This window comes from Bacillus sp. ISL-45 (assembly GCF_018613195.1).
GTDB lineage: Bacteria > Bacillota > Bacilli > Bacillales > Cytobacillaceae > Mesobacillus.
Genome location: NZ_JAGGQQ010000002.1, coordinates 30,449 through 55,336 on the forward strand (window position 1 = coordinate 30,449; position 24,888 = coordinate 55,336).

Sequence of the window (24,888 nt, forward strand, 5' to 3'; positions counted from 1 at the left end):
TGACCTGCCGTCACAGCATTCCCAAAACGGCACAACCATAGCCGATCTGCCGTCGCAGCATTCTCAAAACGGCACAACTATCGCGGATCTGCAGCCACAGCTTGATCATAATGAAGTATTAGTTTAAGGAACTTTTTTGAGGCAGCCTGGACCGTTTTGGTCAGGTTGTTTTTTAATACGACTAAAAATTTATGTCATTTTTCTTTCTTTCATGTTTTCTGCAAATTCTTAAGTTAAAATAGATCAAGTACATAGGAAAAGGCTCTGGCTTTTAGCCAGAACCTCATTATGTGACAGAGGATATCCAATTCAGTCGATGATATCCATATGGCTGCCATCCATCATATTAAAGTTTTTGCTCGGCATAGCACCGTTTGTACCGTGGCAATCATTGTACATTTGCTTGACCTCTTCATTGGACAGCCCTGGGTGCATCTGTTCAATTAACGGCTTCATTTGGCCGAAATTAAAAGCACCTTTGCCTTCTGTCCCTTCCTCTGCGAAAGCAGCAGTACTTGCTCCGAATATCAATGCAGCGCCTAAAAAACTTAACGTTAGTTTTTTCATGCCTTTGTCAGCTCCTTTCAGGTATACATAAATCTTACCGGGACAGTTTGCAAAAACTAAGCAGAAGCAGTGACAAAGTTTTGAAATTTGACTGGAGGCTGAAAATGTCATTATTAGAAACTTTATCTGGCCAGCCGGTATGGCTTGCTGTTGTCATTAGCCTTACAGTCAGCATACTGATTGCCTTGGCGGGAATTATTCCAAGTGCTTTTGTGACAGCTGCCAACATCGTTTACTTCGGATTTTCCTTGGGACTCTTTCTCTCCATTCTCGGAGAAGCCTTAGGAGCGATTATAAGTTTTATTCTATATCGGAAAGGGCTTAAAAAACTGAGTGGCAAAATCGATTCTGTAAAAGCAATTAAATTATTGGAAAAGCTTAAGCAAACAAAAGGCATGGAGGCTTTCATGCTGGTCCTTGTATTAAGGCTTTTTCCGTTCGCGCCATCCGGACTCGTCACCCTTGCCGCTTCATACAGCACGATGGGCACATGGACTTTTGCTGTTTCAAGTACAATAGGCAAAATTCCGGCCCTGTTGATCGAGGCATACTCAGTTTATACTGTTCTTGGCTGGGAAACTGAATACCAGCTTGCTGCAGCCATTTTTGCGGTGGCGGCCGGGATTTGCTACTATTATTGGACAACAATGAGATAAAAACGGAGGAAGTAAAAATGTTTAAATTGAGATTATTTTTGATCGCGATCTTTGCAGCAGTCATGCTCGTGTTTACCGGATGTTCAGGTGAAGCAGATCAGGAACAGGGAAATCCTGCTTCTGATGAAAATAAAACAAAAAAAGAGGAGCAAAAGGAACTACAGGCGGAATCAGATACTGATTTTTTGATTAAGGCAGAGCCACAGAAAATTGAGCATATTCATGGGATTGGTTACCCGGGAAATGATAAGGGATTATTTGTTGCCTCCCACTATGGTTTGAAGATATTCAAAAATGGGGAATGGCTGGAAACGACGGATGAGAACCATGACTACATGGGATTTCAGGCTGTTGAAGATGGATTTTTTGCAAGCGGCCATCCAGCAGAGGGGTCAGATTTGAAAAATCCGCTTGGCCTTGTAAAAAGTACGGACAGTGGAAAAACACTTGATAAAATAGCTTTTTACGGAGAAAGCGATTTTCACTTTCTCTCTGCAAGCTATCAGGATAACGTCCTTTACTTGATTAACGAAGAACCCAATTCCGAACTGGAACGAGGCGTATATGTCTCCAAAGATAGAGGTGCAGCATGGGAACCTGTAGAACTTAATGGAATGGAGGCCCAATCCCTGGGTATGATGGCTGTTCACCCTGAAAACGGTGGAACTTTGGCGATGGCAACAAGGGAAGGGGTGTTTGTCTCGGATGATTATGGGACGACGATGACAAAGGCAGGAGATTTTCAAATGGTAACGGCTGCGGCCTATTCCCGGGAGTCTTTGTATATCGCGCCAGTAGAGGATGAAGAGATTAAGCTAATCAGACTTACAAAAGAGCAGCCAAATGCAGGGGAGGAGCTTCCGATTCCCAAACTGAAGTATGATAATCCGATTACTTATATAGCGGCTGACCCAAAGCAGGAAGGCCGGATTGCATTCATCACCATCCTTAATGATCTATATGAATCCGAGGATGGCGGTAAGACATGGAATCAGCTTTTAGTTAACGGAAGCGTTGAATAGGAAGAACCACAAGTTCGGTTGCAGTGATTTTGGGCTCTATCCGCTATTGCAAATAACATTCCCAATTAGCCAGACACCATCCTCCCAGGGGTACATATCCTGACTAATGGGTGGTGATGCGGTTGGCAACAAGCAGAGCTATCGTGTATGTGGGTCAAATGGGTGCTGATACATTCACACAAGCATTAGAAGGAGTTTTATATACAGAAGATCAAATTGGCTTCATGGCGGACAGGATTTTATGGACAGAAGGGCAAATTGGAGTTATGGCAGACCGAATCGTATATGTAGTTGAGCTTTCACAGTTTAACACAATCAAGGCCATGTATATGGTGATGAACATGAGCTTTATGGGGATGGACAGCATGATGAACAATATGTTCAGGTATGCAATCAGTGTGAACCCAGTGAGGTATATTCCATGGCTAAGCAGGGGCGGATATGCCGATCCATACCAGTCTTATCCAAATATCTATTTAGGCAAAGAATAAGCAGGAAACAGCAGCCAAGGCAAAATGGTTGCTGTTTTTTTTTATTTTTTTTACAATATACGCATAGTTTTTACCGTAGGAGGTATATAAACTAGAGGGGATTTTTGCAGTATGGATTCCACGAATTCATAAATACTAAAGTGTAGGAAGGGGGATTAACTATGTCAATTTCTGCGGATAAAGTACTTGATGCAAAAGGTCTTGCATGCCCGATGCCGATTGTCAAGACGAAGAAGACCATGAATGAGCTGGAGCCAGGCCAGGTTATTGAAGTACAGGCCACGGATAAAGGTTCAACAACCGATTTAAAAGCCTGGGCTGAAAGTACTGGCAATCAATACCTCGGTACGATCACTGAAGGGGATGTGCTCAAACATTATCTCCGCAAAGCCAGTGAAGATGAACTGAACAATGAATCGCCACACCCGCATACAGCAACACTTGAAGAGGTGCTAGCAAAGCTGGAAGGCAATGAAAAAATAACCGTTCTTGATGTAAGGGAATCAGCTGAATACGCTTTTGGGCATATTCCGAATGCAAAATCAATCCCACTTGGAGAGCTGGAGCAGCGTTTCAATGAATTGGATGCTGAAGAGGATGTCTATATCATTTGCCGCTCTGGATCAAGAAGTGATATGGCGGCAAAGAAGCTTGTCGAAAAAGGATTCAAGAAACCAATTAATGTTGTTTCCGGGATGAAGGACTGGACAGGCCCTACCGAAACATCAGTTGAAAAATAAGGAGGAATCAACAAATGAAAGTAGCCATCATCGCCTCTAACGGCGGAATGTTCGACGCATATAAAGTATTCAATATAGCGACTGCGGCAGCAGCAACAGACGCAGAAGTAGGAATTTTCTTCACATTTGAAGGGCTTAACCTGATCCATAAGGAAGCGCACAAGCAGCTGCCTATGCCAGCAGGAACAGAGCACTTCCAGGAAGGCTTCGCAAGAGAAAACGTTCCTCCTGTAGAACAGCTAGTTGAAATGGCAGCAGAAATGGGCGTCAAGATGATTGCCTGCCAGATGACAATGGACGTTATGTCTCTTGAAAAAGACCAGTTTGTTGAAGGGATCGATGTGGGCGGAGCAGCTTCATTCCTTCACTTCGCAAGCGATGCAAACATTACATTGACATTCTAAAATCAAAGCATGACAGGAGGAATGAAATGGTACAGACAATCACAGCAAAAGAATTAGCTCGAAAAGTCATTAACCATGAAGACCTGTTTATCCTTGATACAAGAAATACAGATGACTTCGATGATTGGAAAATCGAAGGCCGCAATGTAAAAGTCCATAATACGCCGTATTTTGACCTGCTTGAAGGTGTGGATCCCGTAAAGGATGTTTTGCCGAAGGATCAGGAAATTTACGTCGTATGTGCAAAAGGTGGTTCGTCAGAATTCGTTGCCGAACAAATCGAAGAGGCCGGCTATACGAATGTTTACTCTATCGAGGGCGGCATGAAGGCCTGGAGTGAACATTTAGAGCCTATCAAGATTGGCGATCTGAAAAATGGCGGATCGCTTTATCAATTCGTCCGTATCGGCAAAGGCTGTCTTTCCTATCTTGTTGAATCAAATGGCGAGGCTGCGATCATCGATACAAACCGGATGATTGAACAGTATGAGGAATTCATGTCAGGCAAGGACTTCAAGCTTGTAGCCCTGCTTGATACCCACCTCCATGCTGACCATATTTCCGGCGGTAAGAAGCTTGCTGATAAAGTGGGAGCTAAATATTACCTTCCGCCTAAAGATGCAGAAGAAGTGACATTCCAATATGAACCTCTTCAGGATGGCGATGAAATCAAGGTTGGAAACACCGCGATCCACGCTTTGTACTCTCCTGGTCATACGATCGGAAGTACTTCGTTCATCATTGATGACCAATATCTGCTGACAGGTGACATTCTGTTCATCGACTCCATCGGACGCCCTGACTTAGCCGGTCTGGCTCAGGACTGGGTAGGCGACTTGAGGAATACTTTATACCAGCGCTATAAAGAACTTGCGGATGAATTACTTGTCCTGCCCGCCCACTATATGGGAATCAATGAGATGAATGATGACGGCAGTATTTCCGAAAAACTTGGCGTTCTTTACGCCGAAAATCACGGATTGCAAATCGACAGTGAAGATACGTTCAGAAAGACCGTAACCGAAAACCTACCGCCACAGCCTAACTCCTACCAGGAAATAAGGCAGATGAATATGGGGAAAATCAACCCGGACATCGAAGAACAGCGGGAAATGGAAATCGGTCCAAACCGTTGTGCTGTTAGATAACTCGATAACCGGAAGCGCTAGAGTGGGAAATGTTAAGAAAGAGGGTACCTTATGTGTAAGGTACCCCTTTTAATAAGGCTTTTTCCATAAGCATCGTGCTGATCAGGACGTTTATGGAAAAAGCTTTAACGAACAATGGAGGAGAGGATACTATGACTAAGTTGACGATTATCCAGCAAAACGACACACATGGGAGCCTGGAACTCCATCATGAACTATTCTGGAAGGAGAACCAGCCTGAACTCCGTAAAATAGGTGGTTTCCCGAGGATCGCAAAATATGTCAAGAATCTTAAATCGCAAAATGAAAATGTACTATTCCTTGATGGTGGGGATCTTTTTCATGGCACGCTTCCTTTGGTCGCTTCAAAAGGACAAGCCATTTTGCCAGCATTGAAGAAAATGGGGCTGGATGGATGGGTCCCCGGCAACTGGGATTTTGCCTATGGTAAGGAGCAATTTTCTTCACTGGCAAAAGACTTGCCTTTCCCGACAATTGCATGCAACGTAAAAGAGGAGAATGACAATCAGTCATTTTTAAAGCCATATATCATTAAAAATCTTAAGGGCATCAAGGTAGGTGTCATTGGACTTACCTATCCTTATGTTGACGAAACCATGCCTGCAAGCTTTTCAAAAGGCCTGGTATTTTCAAAAGGAGTGGAAGAGACCCGTCAATGTGTTGATGAATTAAAAGGCAGCGTGGATCTGATCGTGCTGCTGAGTCATATGGGTCTCCCGCTTGATGTTGAACTGGCTGCGCTCATTGATGGAATTGATATCATCTTATCGGGCCACAGCCATGACAGGGTCGAAAAGCCAATCACTGTAAACGGATCTCTAGTCGTCCAGGCAGGATCCAGTGCTTCCTTCATTGGAAAGCTGGTAATCAACCTGGAAGGCGGAAAGCTGGAAAGCTATCAGTACGAGCTGGCAGCCATAGATGAAAGCTTCCCTGCAGATGAGGAGATGGAGGAAATCATTGCGGATATCCTTAAGCCATACAGCAGGGAGCGGAATCATGTAGTGGGCAGGACAGAGTCGATTTTACACAGGATGACCTTGAATGAAGCCCCGATGGATCAATTGATTACCGATGCCTATCTAAATGCGTACGATAGTGATTTGGCGTTTTCACATGGCTGGAGGTACGGTACCCCGCTCCCTGCAGGGGATGTGACCAAGTATGACCTGCATACGATCATTCCCACGAACCCTGAGATGTTTACGCTGGAGATGACAGGAGAGCATCTGATGAATACTCTTGAGAAGAATCTTGAAATGGTTTTTTCGAGAGACCCATTCAAGCAAAAAGGCGGATATATACTCAGGTCCTCAGGATTATTTATGTCCTTCAAGCCTTATAATCCGGAAGGAAACAGAATTCAGAAGCTTCTTGTTGGCGGGCAGGGGATTGACTTGAGAAAGAACTACAAAATTGCGGGGGCAGGCAAGCAGCTTTTTAAAGGCGCTGAAGCTGATAAAACCTATCATGGTGTCCATGCAGTTGATATTATTAAGCAATTTTTAAAAGAAAAAGGTACATTCAAAGCAGATGCAGAACCAAAAATCCTGAGCACCTAAAATCCCTTGGTTTATGGACATTTCGGAGGCGGAGCAGAGCCAAAATGTCTAAGAAAGAGGGTTTAATGGACATTTCGGAGGCGGAGCAGAGCCAAAATGTCTAAGAAAGAGGGTTTAATGGACATTTCGACCACGAAACAGAGCCAAAATGTCAAATAAACAAAAAAAGTCGCGGGCAAATAACCGCGACTTTTCTTATTTAACCCCAGTAAGGTCCTTCATCATTTTCTCATCCATCGGGCCAACTATTTTCTTGATAATCACTCCGTTTTCATCGAGGATATAGCTAGTTGGGATGGTAAATGCCTGGTAGGTAGTTCCTGCATCACCCTCTTCATCAAGAGGGATTGGGAAGGTCAGTCCATACTCATCGACGAATTTCTGAACTTCATCCACACCTTTATCCATGCTAGTCAGGTTAACCGCAAGAATTTCCACTCCGTCATCTTTATGTTCTTCATAAAAATTTTGCATATGCGGCATTTCTGCTTTACAAGGAGGGCACCAGGTCGCCCAGAAATTCAAGATCACCTTTTGGCCGCGGTAATCTGAAAGCTTTACAGGCTGGCCGTCAAGTGTAGTTAACTCAAAATCAGGTGCCTCAGCCCCTTCACGCAACGAAGACAGCTTCGCGCCTGGAATATCTTCAGTTGTTTCTGCAGATTTGCCTGCTGGAGCTGTTGTGTTTTTTTCACTTTCTGTTGATCCTGGTTTCCAGATATTCACGACCAAAATGACAACAGCCAGTGCTAAAATCGCAAATGATAAAAGATTTTTATTCAATGCTGAAATTCCTCCTTATTAAAACGCTGAAAAATGATTAAGTAAATTCCGAGTGCGAAAATCAACAGATTCTCCACAGCCAGTAAATTGGAATAAAGGCTAATTATCAGTGCTTCGAGCATCAAGAACAATATAGCGTACTCAGCGGTAAGCTTTATGTTTTTTAAGTAAAACAAAATGAACAACACCAATAGGATGGCCTGGAATGCAGCCGCGAGGAAATCCTGTGAAAAGGCAAATAATCCTGTCCAATATAGTAAAAAGAATATAAAGTACCCAGGGAGATATTCCTCAGCTTTGATGGTATTTCCCTTTTTCTTTGTTAACCAAAATAAATATATTGCGATTCCTAGAAATGCTAAAATCTGGCCTTCAGTACCGCCGTTAAAGTAAAGAAGGGAGAATGGGGTGTCGATGAACAGTTTAAAATTGAAGACTGCATAACTGAGTTTATAAATCGCAATGTAAATGAAGAAGCTATTCCAAAACCAATCATCGATACTCTTTTTTTCCTTGACACGGTAAATCAAGGCTCCGATAAAAATGGCGGCAAACGCTGCAAGCAAATCTGCAGGCAGCGTGAATCTGCCCAATGTTATATAGTTCAAGCAACATCACCTTTTTTTGGCTGGTCTGGCGTGAAAGCAACCTGATATTGGATATTAATACTTCCAATGACAGATTGAATCATGCCGCAATTTTTCAGGACAAGTCCGGCAAGCTTTTCAGCCTGAACAGCATTATCCGCGGTATCAGTCTGGACTCTCACATGGAATGTCATTTGTTCGATCCGGTTTGCCTCTTCCGGGTTCCTGGCTGCTGACACATGCACGTCAATCCTTTTATAGTCTATTCTCTTTTTGACAAGAATATTTGCGAGCACTGATGTGCTGCACCCTGTTAAAGAGGATACGAACAATTCCATAGGCCGGTATCCCATTTCGGTGTTCGGAGATATTGGCAGGAATCCATATTCCATTTGTCCAATAAGCTTTCCGTTATAGTAGGTAAATTCCATCACAATCGCTCCTTTTTACGAAACTGCTTTATAAACCAGTATGTGACCTGATTGTTAAGGAATGATTAAGATTTGCGATAGATTGGAATCGTTACCCAAAATGTGTGATGATGCCCATCTGTATCAACGCCGATTTCTCCTTGATGGGCGTCAATAATGCTTTTTGCGATGGCAAGCCCGAGTCCTGCACCATCAGCTTTTGTGCTGCGGGACTCTTCAAGTCTGTAAAAACGTTCGAAAATGAGTTCTTTCGTCTCGGGATCAATGCATGTTCCTTTGTGGGAAAAAGTGATCCTGTACACCTTGCCATCTGGTTTGGCTTTGATTGATAGATCCCCGCCCATATCATAATCTATGATATTTTGAATCAGATTGGACATGACTTGTTTTAATCCGTCTTCATGGCCAAAAATGGGGGCATGTTCTATATGCTGGCTGGCTGTCTCGAATTTGTTCAATAATTTCAGCTGAAAGGCTGCAAGTGATTCTGCCATGACTTGTTTAATATCAATCTCTTCAAACTGCTTCTCAAGAAAGTAAACCTCTTTATTCCACGCGTCCAGCTCGGCGATCAGGTCGACAATCCGCGTAATCCGCCTGGACTCTTCCAATAGAGAACCGAACAGCTCACGGTCTCCGGTCAATACACCATTATGAAGGGCTTCAAGGTAGCCGTTGATATTCGTTAATGGGGTCCTCAACTCATGGGCGATATCCCTGAGCATTTCCTCACGCCGTGTTTGCACCGCAGAGAGCGTTTCGGTCATGGCGTTGAAATTTGAAACGAGCTCACCCAATTCCCCGCTGGCGTGAACATCGATCTTAGAGGGAATTTTTCCTTCCTTTATTTGATTGGCAGCAACAGCCATAGTCTTGACGGGCATCACGATGCGCTTTACTGAAAAATAATGCAAAAGCCCGGCAATGACAAAGGCAACGACACTCACTTTTACCAGGAAGGAATTTAATGTGTCAACCAGCTGTGTCCCTGTCACCTGTTCGCTATTGACAAGAAAGCAGGCATAATCTTTTACTGATATCCCTGCAAGCATAATAACCAGCAGGATGACGACACTATTGACTGCGACAAGCTTGGATAACAATAAATTCGCCATGCTTTTAATTCGCCGCAAATTTATACCCCATTCCTCTTACAGTCTGAATATAATCCTTCGGCGTTTTTTCTTTTATTTTTTCACGGAGATTTTTTATATGGACGTCAATGGTCCGCTCAGTAACGGCTTTTTCGTTGTTTTCATAAATGGTATCGAGTATTTGCGTCCTAGAAAGGATTTGACCAGGATGCTGCATGAACATATGAAGAAGCCTGAATTCAAAATTGGTCAAATCGAGCTGTTCGCCATCGATCATTGCCAGCCCTTTAGCCGGTTTAATGGTCAGGCCAGTAAAAGTCAGCTTCCCGCATCGGCTTGCCGTCCTTCTAAGCACCGCTTCAATCCTGACCATCAACTCCGCTGGACTGAATGGTTTTACGACATAATCATCGGCGCCAAGCTTGAAGCCTTCGATCCTGCTCTTTTCAGAAGCTTTTGCGGTCAGCATGATGACAGGCATCATGCTTTCGAGGTCATTGCGGAGCCAGCGGCAAATTTCCTCACCGCTTTTGCCGGGGAGCATAAGGTCAAGGATGAGGATGCATGGATCATATTTTTCAATCATTTCCTGTGCAGCAATCCCATTGTCCGCTTCAAGGACCTCGTAGCCTTCATTTGTTAAATAAATCTTTACAAGCGTACGGATTTTAGGATCATCTTCGACAACCAGTACACTTTTGCCAACCAGTTCTTTCTTCACTGTATAGGTCACTCCTTAATACTGCCTTATATCAACTATATAAGTTGAACTAGAAAGTTTAACTTTTCATTTCGCTCCAGGTGCTTCGCTTTCCGCGGGAAGAATTAAGTGCAAATTCTTCCTTGGCGGTCTGGGAGTCTCCTCGGCGCAAGCGCCTGTGGGGTCTCCACTGACCTTTCATCCCGCAGGACATTGGTTGAGCTTCCACGAACCCGCCCACGCACGATGGAAATGTTCCAGCATTTTCGAGGAGTCTACGCACCTTCCGCTCCATTTAATCGATAATGGTTAAGTTCAACTTATATAATAAAAAGCATTACAGCAGGAATTAAACTCCGAATAAGCTGTAAGCAGACAGCCAGGCACTGATTTTCTGCATTTGCCCGGAAAGGACAAGGAAGCCCATACCTACCATAATCATACCATTCACAAGTGCAAGCTTAGAAAGATATTTGTTGATTTTCTTGATTGCTTTTAATGAATAAGAAATGACAAAAGATATGATTAGAAAAGGAACTGCCATTCCAAGAGAATAAGAAGTCAGCAGATACATTCCCTGATATAAAGTATCGGAAGAACTCGCCAAAAGCAGGATGGATGAGAGTGCGAGGCCGACACAAGGTGACCATCCGCTAGCAAACGCCATACCAAGGAACACGGAACCAAATGCACCTTTCGATTTGGTTTCGGATTGAACCTTCTTTTCCATCATCAGAAACTTAATGTTCAGCAAGCCGGCCATCTGCAAACCGAAAATGATGATCAGCAATCCTGCGATTTGCATGACGATTGTCCGGTAATTTGCGAAAACCTGTCCAAGGAAAGATGCCGAGGCACCCATGACGATAAAAATCAAACTAAAACCGACGATAAAACCAAATGAACGGGTAAATAGTGTTGTGCGATCGACTGCAACTTTCGATCCCTCAATCTTTCCGCCAGTCAAATGTGTTATGTAAGCAGGGAGAAGAGGGAAAACACAAGGTGAGAAGAATGATAAAATTCCAGCAGTAAAAGCAAAAAATAAACCGATTTCTGTCATAAAAATAGTCACTCCTTTTCTTTTATCTATATTGTGATGTATTTGTTAAGGATTAATTAAGAATACTAAAAATATACCCCTGTTGGTATAGTGTGTTTTTATTGTATAATGACTGAAGATAAGTTTCAAATTTATTCACTTATTTTTGCCGGCACGGTTTTTCGTGCTTTTGATTGCTAGTATACTGCTTCAAGGAACATAAGAAAAGCGCAAGCGCCTTGGCAGCCCCGACAAGCGTTGCCCGCCTATAACGCCACTTCGTGTGGCTGGCGGGTCTGGCACTTCCTGTGCTTCAGAGGGCCGACCGGTGAAGTCGCTCTATGACTTCATAGGGCGGACCGAAAACGAAATGCGTAGGCGACTGCCCAACTCCGACAAGCGTTGGAGGGCCTGACAGTGAAGTCGTTCTTTGACTTCATTGGCAGGACCGAAACGACTCGAGGAGTTAGGAGCCGCAGCTAGACAGACGTCTCGAGCTGCTCAAAGCTGACGCTTCTCGCAAGATACTCGAGGAAGAATCTCGGAGATGAAAACTGGCTAGGCGCTGGAGCTGGACAATTCTCTAAGTTGAAATGATATACATTCTGATACTAAAAAAACCTAGGAGTTCTCCTAGGTTTTACTCAACAATATTTCCTCTCACAACTTAAACCCTGTGTGGTATAATGCCAATTAATGATTTAAATTTCTTCTGATACCGAAATAGGTAAACAGGGAAACAGTGGATAATATGGACAATGAGGCAATTTCGAATTTAACGTCGCGATATGTGACGGAATCATCTTTGGTAAAGTACATCAAGCCGAAGATAAAAACAGATAATACAATAACGGTAATGACAATATCTACTTTTTTCATTTTATTCCCTCCAATTCTATAGTATAAAGGGGTGCGATCATATTGAATCTGGAACATTTAAAGACTTTTATTGCTGCTGCAAAATATGAGAGCTTTTCCCAGGCAGGGAAGATGCTCAATCTTTCCCAACCAGCCGTCAGCCATCAAATCATTCAGTTAGAGACTTATTACAATAAACAGTTATTCATAAGGGCCAATCGTAAAATCAAATTATCAGAGGCTGGCAAAACATTGTATGAACATGGCCAGCAGTTGATTGCGTTGAATGAGAAACTGGAAAAAATCCTTGCGGAAGGAGACTCAAGTCAAACAATCAAGATTGGATGCAGCAATACGATCGGCGAATGCCTTATTTCGAAAATGGTTCAGGATTTCATCAAGCTGAATCCTGATATTAAAAGCAACCAAATCCAGATCACTATCGGAACATCTGTCCACATTACTGATTTGCTGTATGCTTCTGATATTGATCTTGCGCTTGTCGAGGGACAGGCCGGCCGATATGACTTCATTTCTCATGAGTTCTATGATGACCTGCTCGTTCTGGGTGTTTCTCCACAGCTTAGGGTAGACCCGGAAATCCAGGACCCTGCCAAGCTCGAAGAAATGACCTGGCTGATCAGAGAGCCAGGATGTGCAATGAGGCAGGCAACACTGGATCTATGGAATGGGTTAAACATCAAACCGAAATCCGTCCTCGTGTATAATAGCAACACGCTCATCAAAGAAGGCGTGAAAAATGGACTTGGTGTAGCTGTCTTTTCCAAGCTGGCGATCTGCCCCGAGGTAAAAACAAGACAGCTTATGGTCAGTTCTTTCAAGGACAGGGACCGTTTCCGCCCATTTTACCTGTTAAGGAAGGATAAACAGTTTAAGTCCAATCTTCATGAGAGATTATGGGACTATATAAAAGAATTAGATGAAAATCCTAATGCTCCCTGTTAAGAAGCATTAGGGTTTTTCTTTTGTGCAGCAACAGCGTATATAGGATGGTTCTAGCCAAATGCGATCGAGCTAGTTGTTCTTATTCTTTATCTTTATCTTTGTTTTGTTCAGCCAATTCCATTTCGAGTTCCGTTTGGATTGAAAGGGACTTATGCTCGTCAGAAGCCAGGTAATCGATGATTTGCTGTCTCTCTTCATCGGTCATTTTCGCTCCGTTTCCTTTCATACGGTCAACAACTGATGTCCACGCCTCAGCACCTTTACTGTTGTTCCTCATAATACGGCCGATATCATGGCAAGTCAGGCAAGTGCCCAGGAATGCTTCTTCATTAATATTCCTTGCATCCGGGAATACGAGAGTGGAAGCTTTTTTGATCTTGTTTGCTTCTTCCTCATTGCCTTTTTGGTTTGCAAGGAGCTGCTCTTTGGGAACATTAGTCTTAATGGCGATTCCGTTCGGGTTCAAACCTACAGGAATGGTCTGCCTGAAATCTTTTTTCTTTGTCAGATCAATCTTCGTAAGGGTTTTGTCACCCCAGTTCGATCCGAACATCATGCTGCCATCCGGGCTCCAGTAGAGCCAATGGATATTTTGTACGCCCCAGATTTTCCTCACGATCTTATAGTTATCTTCCGGATCCATTACAGTCAGATACCCTGCACCATTTTGGGAAGTATACCAGTATCCATCTGGACCAAGATAAGGGATATTTGTTCCCGGACCTGTTTTAATGGTTTTAATGAACTTTAGTTTATCTGCATCAATGATGGAAATGGATCCATCATTACGGTTCCCTGTAACCAAATCATAAGTATCGCCCATGAAGCTTACGTTGACCGGCTTAGGGATATCTCCGATTTTCTTTAAAAGCTTCTCGGATTCAGCGTCATAGATTGCCACTTCATTGTCGGCAGTATTGGATACTGCCACAAGTTTTCCATCGTTTGACATATCCAGACCGGAACCTGTTCCCTTTCCGTAGTCTGTCTCCGTTCTTTCGAGGTATCTCATGTCACCTGTTTCGATGTCGATGACTGTAATGAAAGATTCAGCCTGCAAGCTGACAAACAGCTTTTTGCCGTCAGGAGTGACATTCAGATCCCTTGGCTTTTTACCTACATCCTTGAAGACTTTTACAAGTTCAGCTTTTTCAGCATCGATCATTCCAACCGCTCCAACACCATTCAAGGAGGTAAAAGCGTATTTGCCATCTCTCGAGAATGTCATATGCTGTGGTGCAGGATCACTGTCAAAGCCGGGGAAGTCGATGTCATGTGCCTCTAGTGTCTCCATGTTGATGGCTAATACGCTTGTTCCGTAACGCTGTGTCGCAAAAGCCCATGTCTGGTCTTTGTTCAGGTGGACATGGTGAGGTGTACCAGAGCTTTGAAAGTATTTTACTGGATTGCCAGTTTTAATATCAGCGATGGCAATACCGTTACTAACTTCGTTTGCTGACAAGATCCAGCCTTCGCCGTCCCAGTCCTTATTGGTATCCGCGTTTCCGTTCGGCTGGTCTTTCCACCAGTTCGAAGAATAGTCCTCATGGATTGGAGGAAGTTCTTTGCTGTTTTTATCATCAAGTGATGTATCTTTCACTGCTGCTTCAGAGCAGGCAGTAAGAGAAATTGAAAGTAGTGCGAATGCTGAAAGTTTCAAGATTTTATTCATTTATGTTTTCACCTCGCTTTTGGTTTTTCTTAGAACCACCCAACAAGCAGGACTAGTACAAGGGCAGTCGTAGTACCCCATGTAATCCATACTCCTGGATGTGTAAGCCATTGAGTTTTATCATCCACACGTGAAATGCCCTGGGCAAGTCCGTATGGGCAAACCTTACAGAATGAGTTCCTGGCCTTGTAAGATAAAGTTGTAAATAGAACAGCAGTTGAAGTTACAAGGAAGAAATATTTATTCATTTTAAAGTTAACGAGTGATTCCCAAATCGTGATGGGATTGTAAAAATAACTTACTGTCGCATAAGCCATGAAGATGCTTACAACGAAAGCCAGCAGGAAGGTTACCGCTTTTCCTTTCTCACCTAATTTTGCTTCAATCTTGTTCAAAAGCATGCTGAAGGTATTGTGCGGGCATGCATACTGGCAAAACGCCCTGTACACGATCAGCGATAGTGCAAGGAAAGCCATCAGGAACAAGAATAAGAAAACGAAAAATAGATAGCCAGCTTCATAGGATAATTCGAAGCCGAATAAGAACAATTTTTCATTGTCGATATCCATCCTGAAGCCGTTCCAGAATGGAAGAGTGAAAATAATGATAAAAAATGCCCATCTTGTTATAGTTTTACCCACGAGAATCCTCCTTTCCTTATCTGTAGTCCTCTAAGTATTCATAAACTTTGTCGATTTCTTTCTCTGTATAAAGGTGTCCGATCGCAGGCATCGTGTTACGGCCTTTTTTGATGACATTCTTGATGTCCTCTTCAGGCATCCTGTCGGTCACACCTCTCAAGTCAGGTGCTGCACCCGTAGCATGGCAGCTCAGGCAAGTGCCTTCAAAAATAAGCTCTCCTTTATTATCCTGGGGAGCTGCAGCAGGTTCGACCGCAAGCTTTCCGGGCATGAAGATCGCATACCCAATCGCCCAGATGGCTACAACATAAAATACAGCTACCAGGAGTTTAGGCACTTTATTGTGTTCAATTTTAATACCAGAGACGATATCCGCCTCTTTGCTATCATGTTGCTGATATTCTTTTTTCATTTTTTGCACCTGCCTTTAAAATGCTGTGATAGAAAATCATTACCTTAAATTGCCGGGGCTTAAGGTAATGGCTATTAAAACGAGGCTTAGTTATGGTCCTTTGATTTTGCTTCTTCCCGTTCTTTCTTGTACTCTTCCAATCGCTCTTCTGTTGGCTTGAGGCTCATCAAGTAAGCGACAAGGTCATCAAGTTCCTGATTCGATAGATAATCGAAAGATGGCATGATTGTTCCCGGGCTTGTTGATTGGGGATCAATCAAATGCTGGCGCTGCCAGTCTTCGTTATATTTCAAGCCAACCCACATTAAATCCGGACCTGTACGGTTAGATCCCAAGAGATGGGGTAAATCATATTTGTAGTCGCCGCCTTTAGTTACGGGACCAAGGTTTTGATTCGTGTCAGCAGGCAATGCTCTTACAAATTGTGTATGGCAAGTCTGGCAGCCATTTTGTACATATATTTCTCTTCCTCTTGCTTCAGCAGAATCCTCTGGATAGTTGCGGAGCTCACCGCTCGCAGTCGCAGAGTTGATTTCCTGGTCGAAGAGGGGAAGGATGACCGTTCCGGCTACACCGAAAGTCCATAGGATTAAAGCAACGATTAATACAGCTGATGGTTTACGTTCCAACGTGTTCCCTCCTCATTAAGCAGAAGCAGCTTGCTGCTGTGCTTGCTGTTTTTTCTCAAGTTTTGCTAGTTTGATAGTTTTATACATATTCCATGCCAGGAAGAATTGAGCTACATACATCATTGTTCCACCGATTGCGCGGCCTTGTACGTAAGGCTCCATCATCAATACAGTCTGCAGGAATGGAACACCTTCGATCCATGCGAATCCTTGGACAACTCCTGCGATCCACAATGAGAATGCGAATACTAGGAAACCAACAGTAGAGAACCAGAAGTGAGCTTCCATTGCTCTCTTGCTGAACATCTCGCGTCCAACGATTTTAGGCAAGATGTAATAGATTGCTGCGAAAGATGTGAAAGAGAACGCACCGAATGGTCCCATATGTGCGTGCCCGACAGTCCAGTGAGTGAATTTAATGACTGAACTTACAGATGGAAGGGCTTGCAAAGGTCCCTGAAGACATGCGAACAGGTAAAAAATCGTTCCCGCAACCGTGAAACGGAGCGGCACGCTTGTTCTTGTCTGGGACCAGGAACCTTTCATCGTTCCCCAGAAGTTGGCTAGAACTGCCCATACCGGAATCAATAGAACGATTGAAGGAATAACTCCAGCTTTTGAAATCCAGCCTGGAATCGGTCCATTCATCAAGTGGTGAGGGCCATTCCAAACATAGAATGTAGCGATTGCCCAGAAACCAATCATGGATAACTGGTGGCTGTATAACGGACGTCCAGTCAATTTAGGCAGCAGGTAATAAATCTGTCCAACACCGACTGTTGTCATCCAAAGGCCGATTGCGTTATGGCCTAAGAACCAGCCCATCAGACCTTGCTGCACCCCGCTTGGAATCCATTGTGCCGGGAAGTTGCCGACAATCCAGGTCAAAGGCAGCCATAGCAATGAACCTAGAAAATACCAGAGGCTGACATAAAGCATTTTTTCCTGGCGGCGTCCAACTGTCTTGAAAAGGTTATAAGCTACAAGTCCAATTGCGACAAGAAGCTGAACGTCTACCCATAATGGAAATTCGCCGTATTCGATGACCTCGGTTTGGCCCAAAAGCAATGCGAAGAAACCTTCCAAAATGACAATGTTATAAAATACTAGAGCGAAATTCCCCATCTTCTCGCTATAAACCTTCGTTTTAGCAAGCTTTGGAATCATGTAGAACATAGAGCCTACATATGCCATCGATAACCATGCATAGATGACAAGCATAACGTGGGCAGAACGCACGTGCCCGTAAGTAAACCAGCGATTGTTCAACAATTCTGGCCAAATTTGTTTTGTTGCAGTAAGAAGTCCCATGCTCATGCCGATGATGATCCAGAAGACAGCAGCGATGAACCAGTTCTTGGAAGAACTCCATTTTTCGTCTGTAAACATTTTGACACTCCCCTGTTCATAAAATAAACACAAATATTTCACAATTTCTTCACAATCTGCTATGTTACATGATACATCCCATACAGAAATAAAGTTATTCAAGTTTTTTATAGTGTTATCCAAATGTTTTATACAAGCTATATAACTGGAAAAAACACGCGTTAATTTACAATTTTGTAAAAAAAAAACAGAGCGAAAGGATTTCGCTCTGTCAGGGGATTATTAATTTTGTTCTTCTTTTTTATTATACTTTCTGCGCAGTGTATCAAGGACGAAGATAATCAGGATAGGGACTCCGATATAATAAAGAAAATCGAAGTAAAAACCCAGGGATTGATGTTCCATTTGCTTACCTCCCAAATTAATTTGAACACATTGTAATCCCAAAGATTTTATTTTACAACCCCTAAAATATACTCTGGACGGTTTCCGATATTTCTGTTAGAGTAATTCGATAGTATAGGACAATTTTCAAAAAGGAGGTGCAATTATGGTACCTGGAGCTTGGCTCTTACTGATGGTGATGTTCGCATTCACTGCTTCAGCAGGGATTGTCTGGGCCTGGAGCAAGAAAAACGGCCTTTACGATGAAAGTGTAAAATATAGAATGCTTGATGAAGACTAATCAAGCCTGGATCAAAATCTTTACAATCTGCTAATTATAAAGGTTCATTTCTCCAGGCTTCTATTTCTTTTTACTATCCCACTATTACTTCTTCTAACTCAATTCACTTTACTATCTCTTATCTGACTAGGTGCTTTTTCATAGCTTTCTTTATTCCAGAAAACTATTTCCTTCTATATAAATATGTTATCAGCTGCATGTCTTTTTCATTTCTTAACTCAAATTCCATTCAACAATCCAAAATTGAAACATATGATGATAATATCCGTGTCATAAAGCTGTTTTCTAAGGTTATGATTAATTATGATAAAAAAAGTCATAAAAAATTCATAATTACGGTTGACAAAGGTATTGATTTTATATAATATATACCCTGTGAGGTATTTAATAACGTAATCACGTTAGAAAAGATATTATATTTTTTTGTAGTCATAAATACCCGTTACCGTAATTAAAGAGGGGAAGAGAGATAATGGGAGAACAGAAAAAAACCACAATTATTTTATTCAGTGGGGATTATGATAAAGTCATGGCTGCTTACATCATTGCTAATGGTGCCGCTGCCTATGATCATGAAGTGACGATTTTCCACACATTTTGGGGATTGAACGCTCTAAGGAAAGATGAGCCAATCCAGGCTGACAAAGGCTTCATCGAAAAGATGTTTGCCAAGATGATGCCAAGAGGCGCGAACAAATTAGGAATGTCAAAAATGAACTATGCAGGCTTCGGACCTAAAATGATCAAGGATGTAATGAAAAAGCACAATGTAATGCCGCTTCCAGACTTGATTGACATGGCAAAAGAGCAGGATGTCAAGCTTGTTGCCTGCCAAATGACAGTAGACTTATTTGGCCTTAAGCAAGAAGAAATCATGGAAGGCGTTGAGTTTGCTGGTGTAGCAGCTTACCTTGCTGATGCGGAAGACGGAAACGTCAACCTGTTCATCTAATAGATACTATTAATTGGAGGTCGACAAATGGAAACTGTTAAAACAAATGCTACAGTCGACGCAAAAGGGCTTGCATGCCCAATGCCGATTGTCAGAACGAAGAAAGCAATCAACAATTTAATACCTGGCGAGGTTTTAGAGGTGCTCGCAACGGATAAAGGTTCTAGGGCGGATATCCAGGCTTGGTCTAAAAGCTCTGGCAATCAGTATCTTGGAACCATCGAAGAAGGCGATGTTCTTAAGCACTATATCCGCAAGGGCGGTTCAGGTGAAGAACAAGAAGAAACAAAATATCCAAACATTGTTTCAAATGATGATGTTGTCAAGAAGCTTGAAGCAAATGAGGATGTTGTTGTCCTTGATGTAAGAGAGCCGGCTGAATATGCATTTGGACACATTCCAAATGCAGTATCTATTCCATTTGGTGAACTTGAAAGCAGACTCGATGAACTTGATAAGTCCAAAACAATCCTTGTTGTTTGCCGCACAGGCAACAGAAGTGACATGGCATCCCAGACACTTTCAGGCAAAGGCTTTGAGAAGGTTTGGAATGTAGTGCCAGGCATGTCTGAATGGAATGGCCCAACTGAAACAAAAGTATAATAATTTATTTTTTTGTAAAAAACCATACCCAGGGAGGTAAGATAGTTTATGAAAGCAATGACGTCTAAAGAAATAACTAAAAAAGTATTCAATAAAGAACCATTTTTCATTCTTGATGTCCGTAACGAGAGCGACTTCAACGACTGGAAAATTGAAGGCGAAAACTTCGAATACCTTAACATCCCATACTTCGATCTTCTTGACGGAGTAGAAGAAATCCTTGATAAAGTACCTACTGATAAAGAAGTTCTAGTTGTATGTGCAAAAGAAGGTTCTTCAGTAATGGTCGCTGAAATGCTTGATGAAGCTGGCCGTGAAGTATCTTATCTTCAAGGCGGTATGAAAGCATGGAGTGAACACCTTGAGCCAGTAAAGGTTGGAGATCTTAAAGATGGCGGAGCAATGTACCAGTTCGTCCGCATCGGAAAAGGCTGCCTTTCATATGCAGTAGTTTCTAACGGTGAAGCAGCATTGATCGACGCAACAAGAATGACAGATGTTTACCTGGACTTCGCAAAAGAGTTTGGCGTTGAAATCAAGCACGTTTTCGATACACACCTGCACGCCGACCATATTTCCGGCGGAAGAAAAATTGCGGAAGCAACAGGTGCAGCATACTGGCTGCCTCCAAAAGACGCTGATGAAGTCACATTCAATTACCAGCCTCTTGAAGATGGCAACAATGTAAAAATCGGTGAAACAAACATCGACATCAACGCACTTTATACACCGGGCCACACAATCGGTTCTACATCTTTTGTTGTAGATGAAAAATATCTTCTATCCGGGGATATACTATTCATTGATTCAATTGGACGTCCAGACCTTGCTGGTAAAGCAGAAGACTGGGTAGCAGACTTGAGAAACTCACTATACACTCGCTACAAGCAGCTTTCTGATGAGCTTGTCGTTCTTCCTGCACACTTCATGATTATTGAAGAGTTGAATGAAGATGGCAGCGTATCTGAAAAATTAGGTACACTTTTCGCCAAGAACCATGGCTTGAACATCGAAGACGAGGCTGAGTTCAGAAGACTTGTGACTGAGAACCTGCCGCCACAGCCAAATGCATACCAGGAAATCCGTGAAACAAACATGGGCAAAATCAACCCAGACGATGAGAAGCAAAGAGAAATGGAAATCGGACCAAACCGCTGTGCGGTAAGATAAATCTGAATAGGGGGCTTTGCTCCCTGATCGTTATTAAAAAATACAATTTTTTATACAACCAAGGAGGATTTTAACATGAACGTAGCAAAAGTATTAGACGCAAAGGGACTAGCTTGTCCAATGCCAATCGTAAAAACAAAGAAGGCCATCACTGACCTTCAATCTGGAGATGTACTAGAAATCCATACAACTGATAAAGGCGCTGTAAAAGATTTAGCAGCTTGGGCACAATCCACTGGAAACGAACTTCTTAAGCATGAAGAAGAAAACGGTGTGTTCAAGTTCTGGATGAAGAAGGCGTAATTGAACGAAAGGGGGAGCTCGTCTCCCTTTTCTTATGCGTTTTTTGAATAGGGAATGCTTCGAGGCATTCCTGTGGAAGTAGTTATCTACAAAAAGGAGGAAGCCCGATGGATTTCACATATCTTATTGTCATCTTTCTAATTGGTTTTATCGGTTCTTATATTTCCGGGATGGTTGGAATCGGCGGTTCAATCATTAAATACCCAATGCTATTATACATTCCGCCATTGTTCGGCATTGCTGCATTCAGCGCGCACGAAGTTTCAGGGATCAGTGCGGTCCAGGTTTTCTTCGCGACAATCGGCGGTGTCTGGGCCTACCGTAAGGGCGGATACCTGAACAAGACCTTGATTATTTATATGGGTTCCGCGATCCTGGTCGGTTCCTTGATCGGAAGCTACGGTTCCCGCTTCATGTCTGAAGGCGGCATCAACCTTGTCTACGGTATTCTTGCCTTGATTGCTGCTGTTATGATGTTTGTTCCAAAGAAGGGTGTAGATGAGATCCCGCTGGACCAGGTTACTTTCAATAAATGGCTGGCAGCAATCTTTGCATTCATCGTTGGGATTGGAGCGGGTATTGTTGGCGCTGCCGGAGCATTCTTGCTGGTGCCAATCATGCTTGTTGTGTTGAAGATTCCTACTCGAATGACAATTGCAACATCACTTGCCATTACCTTCATTTCTTCAATTGGATCGACAGTGGGTAAGCTAGCCACTGGCCAGGTGGAATTTTGGCCGGCATTGATCATGGTAGTTGCCAGTCTAATCGCATCGCCAATGGGTGCAAATGCTGGTAAGAAAGTGAATACTAAGATTCTTCAATATATCCTCGCATTCTTGATCTTAGGTACTGCAATCAAGATTTGGATGGATATCCTGTAAGATTTATTTAAACAAGACTCCGCTTCTGCGGAGTCTTGTTTTTTTTTGAGATAAACTTACATTGGTTATTTAGACAGTTTTTAAGGTGGATAGCCCAAAGCTGTCAAAAAAGCGAGGTTATTATGACAGGTTTAAAGCAGTGAGCCCCAAAGCTGTCAAGAAAGCGAAGTTATTTTGACAGGTTTCAAGGATAAGAGTGAAAAGTTGTCAGAACATGATCTTACTTCAGACAGGTTTGAAGGGAAAACGTGAAAAGTTGTCCGAACTTGATGCAACTTCAGACAGGTTTGAAGGGAAAACGTGAAAAGTTGTCAGAACATGATCCAACTTCACACAGGTTTGAAGGAAAAGCAAAAAAGCTGTCCGAACATGGTCCAACTTCAGACAGGTTTGAAGGAAAATCGTGAAAAGCTGTCCGAACATGGTGCAATCTTGGCCAAGATTAAGAGCGGAACAGCAAAAAGTCGGAGCAACTCCCTCCTATCGAGCTAGTATAAAGGTATTATTTAGGTAATTATGGAAATATAGTTAATTTTTATAGAGCAATATTGATAGTTAAGCCTTTCGACTCACGAAAAAAACTATCAAACGATACTTTATCCCTATTTAGAATATACTGAATCTTTTATATTATTTAGGAAATAGAAACATTCTAAATAGGGAGTGAATGAATTGTTAAAAGTCCTTTCAACATCAGCGTTATCACTTGCCCTAGCTGGAAGTGCAGTTTTTGCAGGAATCAATGGAACTGACACAACGGCTAAGCAAGAAAGTAAATATCACATCGGGCTGGCCGACCATGTTGGCGCTTCTCCTGAGCTAACCGAAAAAGCAAAGAAATTGGGTATCGATCTATCGAAGGTAGACCCTGCAGAGAAAGCCGCGCAGAATGGCACAAAGTTCCAGGAGCCTGGAGACAATCATGTTGCTTATAAGGAAGCAACAGGTGATATTCCGGTACTCGTTCTTTTGGCAAAATATCCTGATGGGGATGAGCCAGTTGGAGATATGCCAGGACAGGTGCCTGCAAAGTATTATGAAGATCTAATCTTCGGTACTGAATACAATCCGTATGAGTTAGAGCAATTCAAGAAATACGATGGACCAGATGTACCAAAGAATCGTACAATGCAAAATGCCTATAAGGAATCAAGCTACGGAAAAACCAACCTTGTCCGCAAAGAAGATACTGAATTTGTATGGGTAGAAATGCCGAAGGGCGCTTCCTATTATTTAGATCAGGAAGGTAAATACGCAGAAAGCGGTAAATACGTACTTGGAAACGAAAACGGCGATGCACATACTGGTGAGTTCATTCGTGACCTTTTAAAGGCAGCGGACGACCAGGTTGATTTCTCACAGTATGCAGAAAATGGTGAAGTACCAAATATCTTCGTCGTACACGAAGGAACTGGAGCGGAATTCAGCCGTGACCCTGCTCAATTTTGGTCTCACAAGTGGAGCCTGTTAAGTGCATTATTCTATGGAAAATACTATGAAACTGGAAAGCCTGCTCCACAGCATGAGGGGATCAGCCAGTCAGCATGGATCGACCGAACGATTAAAGAAGACATGACTTACGATGGCGTACTCGTAAACAACTACAACATCCAGCCAGGAATCGGCGGCAACGTAGCAGGTTTTGACGCTGCAACGAAGACATATAAAGAAGAAGCGAAAACGGGTCCATTCCCTGCTCAAACTGGGGTATATGCACACGAATTCGGACATGCTTTAGGCCTTCCTGATTTTTATGACACTGTTTATACTTCAGAGGGTGTTGGCAACTATTCAATGATGGCAGGCGGATCATGGATGCGCTATCCAGATGCAGCTGTTTATGGCGGAAACTCGCCTACACACTTTGATCCGTTCTCAAAGATTTTCCTTGGATGGGTAAATCCTGTCGAAGTTAAGCCAGAGGATGGAGTACAAACAATCACATTGCCTCCGGTTAACAAAGCATCCGCAGACAACGCGATTGTGAAGATGGAAGTTCCAGGCTCAAATGGAACAGAATACTTCTTGTTCGAAAACGTCCAGCAGGATGGATTTAACCAGGGATTAATCCGCCAGGGCAAAGACTCTAAAGGGTTGCTTGCATGGCATGTAGATGAAAATGTCATCAATCTTTACCAGACTGCCGGATTCCGTCCGAACAACGTAGAAAACTGGATGAACAAGCGCTTCCAGTTCAACCAGTCACAGACTGCCAGCAATGGTGATGTAGTCACTCACTACGGATTGTCAGTCCTTCAGGCAGATGGCCTGTATGAGCTTGAGAAGAACCTTAACCGCGGTAATGCAGGTGACTTCTTCAAGACTGGCAGCAAAATCACTCCAGTAAGCGGAAATGTACACACTGGTTCTTACTACTTCTGGAAGGGCTTTAGTGATACACCTGCTGACTCTGGAATCCATGTGACTGGCATTACAGAAAATGCAGATGGCTCAATTACAGCTAAATTCTTCTACAACTTTAATTCAAGCGTAAAATAAACCAAAAAAAACCTGAGCAGGGAATTCCTTTGCTCAG

29 protein-coding genes are annotated in these 24,888 nt (G+C 42.9%); 15 read left to right on the forward strand and 14 right to left on the reverse strand.

Annotated features, from left to right (window positions below; genetic code table 11):
• Window positions 1–309 precede the first annotated feature (309 nt).
• Complete coding sequence (locus J7E35_RS01365; RefSeq protein WP_214776429.1) at window positions 310–567, reverse strand: hypothetical protein; 258 nt, start codon at window positions 565–567, stop codon at window positions 310–312.
• 104 nt (window positions 568–671) lie between these two features.
• Between J7E35_RS01365 and J7E35_RS01370 the strand changes: the two genes are divergently transcribed.
• From J7E35_RS01370 to J7E35_RS01400, 7 genes are all read left to right on the forward strand, one after another.
• Complete coding sequence (locus J7E35_RS01370) at window positions 672–1,223, forward strand: TVP38/TMEM64 family protein (RefSeq protein ID WP_214776430.1); 552 nt, start codon at window positions 672–674, stop codon at window positions 1,221–1,223.
• Window positions 1,224–1,240: 17 nt separating this feature from the next.
• The gene (locus J7E35_RS01375) at window positions 1,241–2,245 is read left to right on the forward strand and encodes a F510_1955 family glycosylhydrolase (RefSeq protein ID WP_214776431.1); all 1,005 of its coding nucleotides are present in this window, start codon (window positions 1,241–1,243) and stop codon (window positions 2,243–2,245) included.
• 122 nt (window positions 2,246–2,367) lie between these two features.
• A complete protein-coding gene (locus J7E35_RS01380; RefSeq protein ID WP_214776432.1) occupies window positions 2,368–2,736 on the forward strand; it encodes a hypothetical protein in 369 nt (122 codons plus the stop codon).
• Window positions 2,737–2,897: 161 nt separating this feature from the next.
• Window positions 2,898–3,476: a sulfurtransferase TusA family protein gene (locus J7E35_RS01385; RefSeq protein WP_214776433.1), complete on the forward strand. Its 579-nt coding sequence runs from the start codon at window positions 2,898–2,900 to the stop codon at window positions 3,474–3,476.
• A 14-nt stretch (window positions 3,477–3,490) separates the two neighbouring features.
• A complete protein-coding gene (locus J7E35_RS01390; protein ID WP_214776434.1) occupies window positions 3,491–3,880 on the forward strand; it encodes a DsrE/DsrF/DrsH-like family protein in 390 nt (129 codons plus the stop codon).
• A gap of 26 nt (window positions 3,881–3,906) precedes the next feature.
• A complete protein-coding gene (locus J7E35_RS01395) occupies window positions 3,907–5,028 on the forward strand; it encodes an MBL fold metallo-hydrolase (RefSeq protein WP_214776435.1) in 1,122 nt (373 codons plus the stop codon).
• Between the two features lie 152 nt (window positions 5,029–5,180).
• On the forward strand, window positions 5,181–6,611 hold the full coding sequence (locus J7E35_RS01400; protein WP_214776436.1) for a bifunctional metallophosphatase/5'-nucleotidase: 1,431 nt from the start codon (window positions 5,181–5,183) through the stop codon (window positions 6,609–6,611).
• A 195-nt stretch (window positions 6,612–6,806) separates the two neighbouring features.
• Here the strand turns inward: J7E35_RS01400 and J7E35_RS01405 are convergent, their stop codons facing one another.
• The 7 genes from J7E35_RS01405 to J7E35_RS01435 all read right to left on the reverse strand — a co-directional run bounded on the left by J7E35_RS01405 (window position 6,807) and on the right by J7E35_RS01435 (window position 12,127).
• Complete coding sequence (locus J7E35_RS01405) at window positions 6,807–7,394, reverse strand: redoxin domain-containing protein (protein ID WP_214776437.1); 588 nt, start codon at window positions 7,392–7,394, stop codon at window positions 6,807–6,809.
• On the reverse strand, window positions 7,391–8,002 hold the full coding sequence (locus J7E35_RS01410; protein WP_214776438.1) for a hypothetical protein: 612 nt from the start codon (window positions 8,000–8,002) through the stop codon (window positions 7,391–7,393). Before J7E35_RS01410 ends, J7E35_RS01405 begins: the two co-directional genes overlap by 4 nt.
• The gene (locus J7E35_RS01415; protein WP_214776439.1) at window positions 7,999–8,412 is read right to left on the reverse strand and encodes an OsmC family protein; all 414 of its coding nucleotides are present in this window, start codon (window positions 8,410–8,412) and stop codon (window positions 7,999–8,001) included. Before J7E35_RS01415 ends, J7E35_RS01410 begins: the two co-directional genes overlap by 4 nt.
• Before the next feature lie 65 nt (window positions 8,413–8,477).
• Window positions 8,478–9,527 (reverse strand): HAMP domain-containing sensor histidine kinase, encoded by a 1,050-nt coding sequence (locus J7E35_RS01420; RefSeq protein ID WP_251040705.1) that lies wholly within the window; start codon window positions 9,525–9,527, stop codon window positions 8,478–8,480.
• Window positions 9,528–9,531: 4 nt separating this feature from the next.
• Window positions 9,532–10,227: a response regulator transcription factor gene (locus tag J7E35_RS01425; protein ID WP_353050003.1), complete on the reverse strand. Its 696-nt coding sequence runs from the start codon at window positions 10,225–10,227 to the stop codon at window positions 9,532–9,534.
• A 328-nt stretch (window positions 10,228–10,555) separates the two neighbouring features.
• Complete coding sequence (locus J7E35_RS01430) at window positions 10,556–11,269, reverse strand: cytochrome c biogenesis CcdA family protein (RefSeq protein WP_214776441.1); 714 nt, start codon at window positions 11,267–11,269, stop codon at window positions 10,556–10,558.
• A 672-nt stretch (window positions 11,270–11,941) separates the two neighbouring features.
• A complete protein-coding gene (locus J7E35_RS01435) occupies window positions 11,942–12,127 on the reverse strand; it encodes a hypothetical protein (RefSeq protein ID WP_214776442.1) in 186 nt (61 codons plus the stop codon).
• A gap of 42 nt (window positions 12,128–12,169) precedes the next feature.
• Here J7E35_RS01435 and J7E35_RS01440 point away from each other — a divergent pair, with 42 nt between their 5' ends.
• Window positions 12,170–13,072: a LysR family transcriptional regulator gene (locus J7E35_RS01440; RefSeq protein ID WP_214776443.1), complete on the forward strand. Its 903-nt coding sequence runs from the start codon at window positions 12,170–12,172 to the stop codon at window positions 13,070–13,072.
• Window positions 13,073–13,151: 79 nt separating this feature from the next.
• Here J7E35_RS01440 and J7E35_RS01445 read toward each other — a convergent pair whose 3' ends face one another.
• The 6 genes from J7E35_RS01445 to J7E35_RS23425 all read right to left on the reverse strand — a co-directional run bounded on the left by J7E35_RS01445 (window position 13,152) and on the right by J7E35_RS23425 (window position 18,160).
• Window positions 13,152–14,744 carry a beta-propeller fold lactonase family protein gene (locus tag J7E35_RS01445; protein ID WP_214776444.1) on the reverse strand — a complete coding sequence of 531 codons (1,593 nt, stop codon included), beginning with the start codon at window positions 14,742–14,744 and terminating at the stop codon, window positions 13,152–13,154.
• Between the two features lie 29 nt (window positions 14,745–14,773).
• On the reverse strand, window positions 14,774–15,385 hold the full coding sequence (locus J7E35_RS01450; RefSeq protein WP_214776445.1) for a 4Fe-4S binding protein: 612 nt from the start codon (window positions 15,383–15,385) through the stop codon (window positions 14,774–14,776).
• 16 nt (window positions 15,386–15,401) lie between these two features.
• Window positions 15,402–15,797, reverse strand: a complete 396-nt coding sequence (locus tag J7E35_RS01455) for a c-type cytochrome (protein WP_214776446.1) — start codon at window positions 15,795–15,797, stop codon at window positions 15,402–15,404.
• Window positions 15,798–15,883: 86 nt separating this feature from the next.
• Entirely contained in the window at window positions 15,884–16,426 is a 543-nt protein-coding gene (locus J7E35_RS01460; protein ID WP_214776447.1) for a cbb3-type cytochrome c oxidase subunit II, read from the reverse strand.
• 15 nt (window positions 16,427–16,441) lie between these two features.
• Window positions 16,442–17,815 carry a cbb3-type cytochrome c oxidase subunit I gene (locus J7E35_RS01465; RefSeq protein WP_041964867.1) on the reverse strand — a complete coding sequence of 458 codons (1,374 nt, stop codon included), beginning with the start codon at window positions 17,813–17,815 and terminating at the stop codon, window positions 16,442–16,444.
• A 222-nt stretch (window positions 17,816–18,037) separates the two neighbouring features.
• Window positions 18,038–18,160: a hypothetical protein gene (locus J7E35_RS23425; protein ID WP_285290312.1), complete on the reverse strand. Its 123-nt coding sequence runs from the start codon at window positions 18,158–18,160 to the stop codon at window positions 18,038–18,040.
• Between the two features lie 145 nt (window positions 18,161–18,305).
• Between J7E35_RS23425 and J7E35_RS23430 the strand changes: the two genes are divergently transcribed.
• The 7 genes from J7E35_RS23430 to J7E35_RS01495 all read left to right on the forward strand — a co-directional run bounded on the left by J7E35_RS23430 (window position 18,306) and on the right by J7E35_RS01495 (window position 24,851).
• Complete coding sequence (locus tag J7E35_RS23430) at window positions 18,306–18,440, forward strand: hypothetical protein (RefSeq protein ID WP_285290313.1); 135 nt, start codon at window positions 18,306–18,308, stop codon at window positions 18,438–18,440.
• A gap of 472 nt (window positions 18,441–18,912) precedes the next feature.
• The gene (locus J7E35_RS01470; RefSeq protein WP_214776448.1) at window positions 18,913–19,392 is read left to right on the forward strand and encodes a DsrE/DsrF/DrsH-like family protein; all 480 of its coding nucleotides are present in this window, start codon (window positions 18,913–18,915) and stop codon (window positions 19,390–19,392) included.
• Between the two features lie 27 nt (window positions 19,393–19,419).
• Window positions 19,420–19,995 carry a sulfurtransferase TusA family protein gene (locus tag J7E35_RS01475; protein WP_214776449.1) on the forward strand — a complete coding sequence of 192 codons (576 nt, stop codon included), beginning with the start codon at window positions 19,420–19,422 and terminating at the stop codon, window positions 19,993–19,995.
• Window positions 19,996–20,043: 48 nt separating this feature from the next.
• A complete protein-coding gene (locus J7E35_RS01480) occupies window positions 20,044–21,165 on the forward strand; it encodes an MBL fold metallo-hydrolase (RefSeq protein WP_214776450.1) in 1,122 nt (373 codons plus the stop codon).
• A 75-nt stretch (window positions 21,166–21,240) separates the two neighbouring features.
• The gene (locus tag J7E35_RS01485) at window positions 21,241–21,468 is read left to right on the forward strand and encodes a sulfurtransferase TusA family protein (RefSeq protein WP_144478685.1); all 228 of its coding nucleotides are present in this window, start codon (window positions 21,241–21,243) and stop codon (window positions 21,466–21,468) included.
• A 107-nt stretch (window positions 21,469–21,575) separates the two neighbouring features.
• A complete protein-coding gene (locus J7E35_RS01490) occupies window positions 21,576–22,352 on the forward strand; it encodes a sulfite exporter TauE/SafE family protein (protein WP_214776451.1) in 777 nt (258 codons plus the stop codon).
• Window positions 22,353–23,015: 663 nt separating this feature from the next.
• Complete coding sequence (locus J7E35_RS01495) at window positions 23,016–24,851, forward strand: M6 family metalloprotease domain-containing protein (protein WP_353050324.1); 1,836 nt, start codon at window positions 23,016–23,018, stop codon at window positions 24,849–24,851.
• The last annotated feature ends 37 nt before the right edge of the window (window positions 24,852–24,888 follow it).

What these genes read in the sequence shown, in the direction of transcription:
- J7E35_RS01435 (WP_214776442.1), bottom strand. Translation starts at nt 12,127, where the DNA reads ATGAAAAAAGTAGATATTGTCATTACCGTTATTGTATTATCTGTTTTT.
- J7E35_RS01430 (WP_214776441.1), bottom strand. Translation starts at nt 11,269, where the DNA reads ATGACAGAAATCGGTTTATTTTTTGCTTTTACTGCTGGAATTTTATCA.
- J7E35_RS01485 (WP_144478685.1), top strand. Translation starts at nt 21,241, where the DNA reads ATGAACGTAGCAAAAGTATTAGACGCAAAGGGACTAGCTTGTCCAATG.
- J7E35_RS01370 (WP_214776430.1), top strand. Translation starts at nt 672, where the DNA reads ATGTCATTATTAGAAACTTTATCTGGCCAGCCGGTATGGCTTGCTGTT.
- J7E35_RS01400 (WP_214776436.1), top strand. Translation starts at nt 5,181, where the DNA reads ATGACTAAGTTGACGATTATCCAGCAAAACGACACACATGGGAGCCTG.
- J7E35_RS01365 (WP_214776429.1), bottom strand. Translation starts at nt 567, where the DNA reads ATGAAAAAACTAACGTTAAGTTTTTTAGGCGCTGCATTGATATTCGGA.
- J7E35_RS23430 (WP_285290313.1), top strand. Translation starts at nt 18,306, where the DNA reads ATGGTACCTGGAGCTTGGCTCTTACTGATGGTGATGTTCGCATTCACT.
- J7E35_RS01465 (WP_041964867.1), bottom strand. Translation starts at nt 17,815, where the DNA reads ATGTTTACAGACGAAAAATGGAGTTCTTCCAAGAACTGGTTCATCGCT.
- J7E35_RS01395 (WP_214776435.1), top strand. Translation starts at nt 3,907, where the DNA reads ATGGTACAGACAATCACAGCAAAAGAATTAGCTCGAAAAGTCATTAAC.
- J7E35_RS01445 (WP_214776444.1), bottom strand. Translation starts at nt 14,744, where the DNA reads ATGAATAAAATCTTGAAACTTTCAGCATTCGCACTACTTTCAATTTCT.
- J7E35_RS01490 (WP_214776451.1), top strand. Translation starts at nt 21,576, where the DNA reads ATGGATTTCACATATCTTATTGTCATCTTTCTAATTGGTTTTATCGGT.
- J7E35_RS01475 (WP_214776449.1), top strand. Translation starts at nt 19,420, where the DNA reads ATGGAAACTGTTAAAACAAATGCTACAGTCGACGCAAAAGGGCTTGCA.
- J7E35_RS01480 (WP_214776450.1), top strand. Translation starts at nt 20,044, where the DNA reads ATGAAAGCAATGACGTCTAAAGAAATAACTAAAAAAGTATTCAATAAA.
- J7E35_RS01390 (WP_214776434.1), top strand. Translation starts at nt 3,491, where the DNA reads ATGAAAGTAGCCATCATCGCCTCTAACGGCGGAATGTTCGACGCATAT.
- J7E35_RS01455 (WP_214776446.1), bottom strand. Translation starts at nt 15,797, where the DNA reads ATGAAAAAAGAATATCAGCAACATGATAGCAAAGAGGCGGATATCGTC.
- J7E35_RS23425 (WP_285290312.1), bottom strand. Translation starts at nt 18,160, where the DNA reads ATGGAACATCAATCCCTGGGTTTTTACTTCGATTTTCTTTATTATATC.
- J7E35_RS01375 (WP_214776431.1), top strand. Translation starts at nt 1,241, where the DNA reads ATGTTTAAATTGAGATTATTTTTGATCGCGATCTTTGCAGCAGTCATG.
- J7E35_RS01385 (WP_214776433.1), top strand. Translation starts at nt 2,898, where the DNA reads ATGTCAATTTCTGCGGATAAAGTACTTGATGCAAAAGGTCTTGCATGC.
- J7E35_RS01420 (WP_251040705.1), bottom strand. Translation starts at nt 9,527, where the DNA reads ATGGCGAATTTATTGTTATCCAAGCTTGTCGCAGTCAATAGTGTCGTC.
- J7E35_RS01415 (WP_214776439.1), bottom strand. Translation starts at nt 8,412, where the DNA reads ATGGAATTTACCTACTATAACGGAAAGCTTATTGGACAAATGGAATAT.
- J7E35_RS01470 (WP_214776448.1), top strand. Translation starts at nt 18,913, where the DNA reads ATGGGAGAACAGAAAAAAACCACAATTATTTTATTCAGTGGGGATTAT.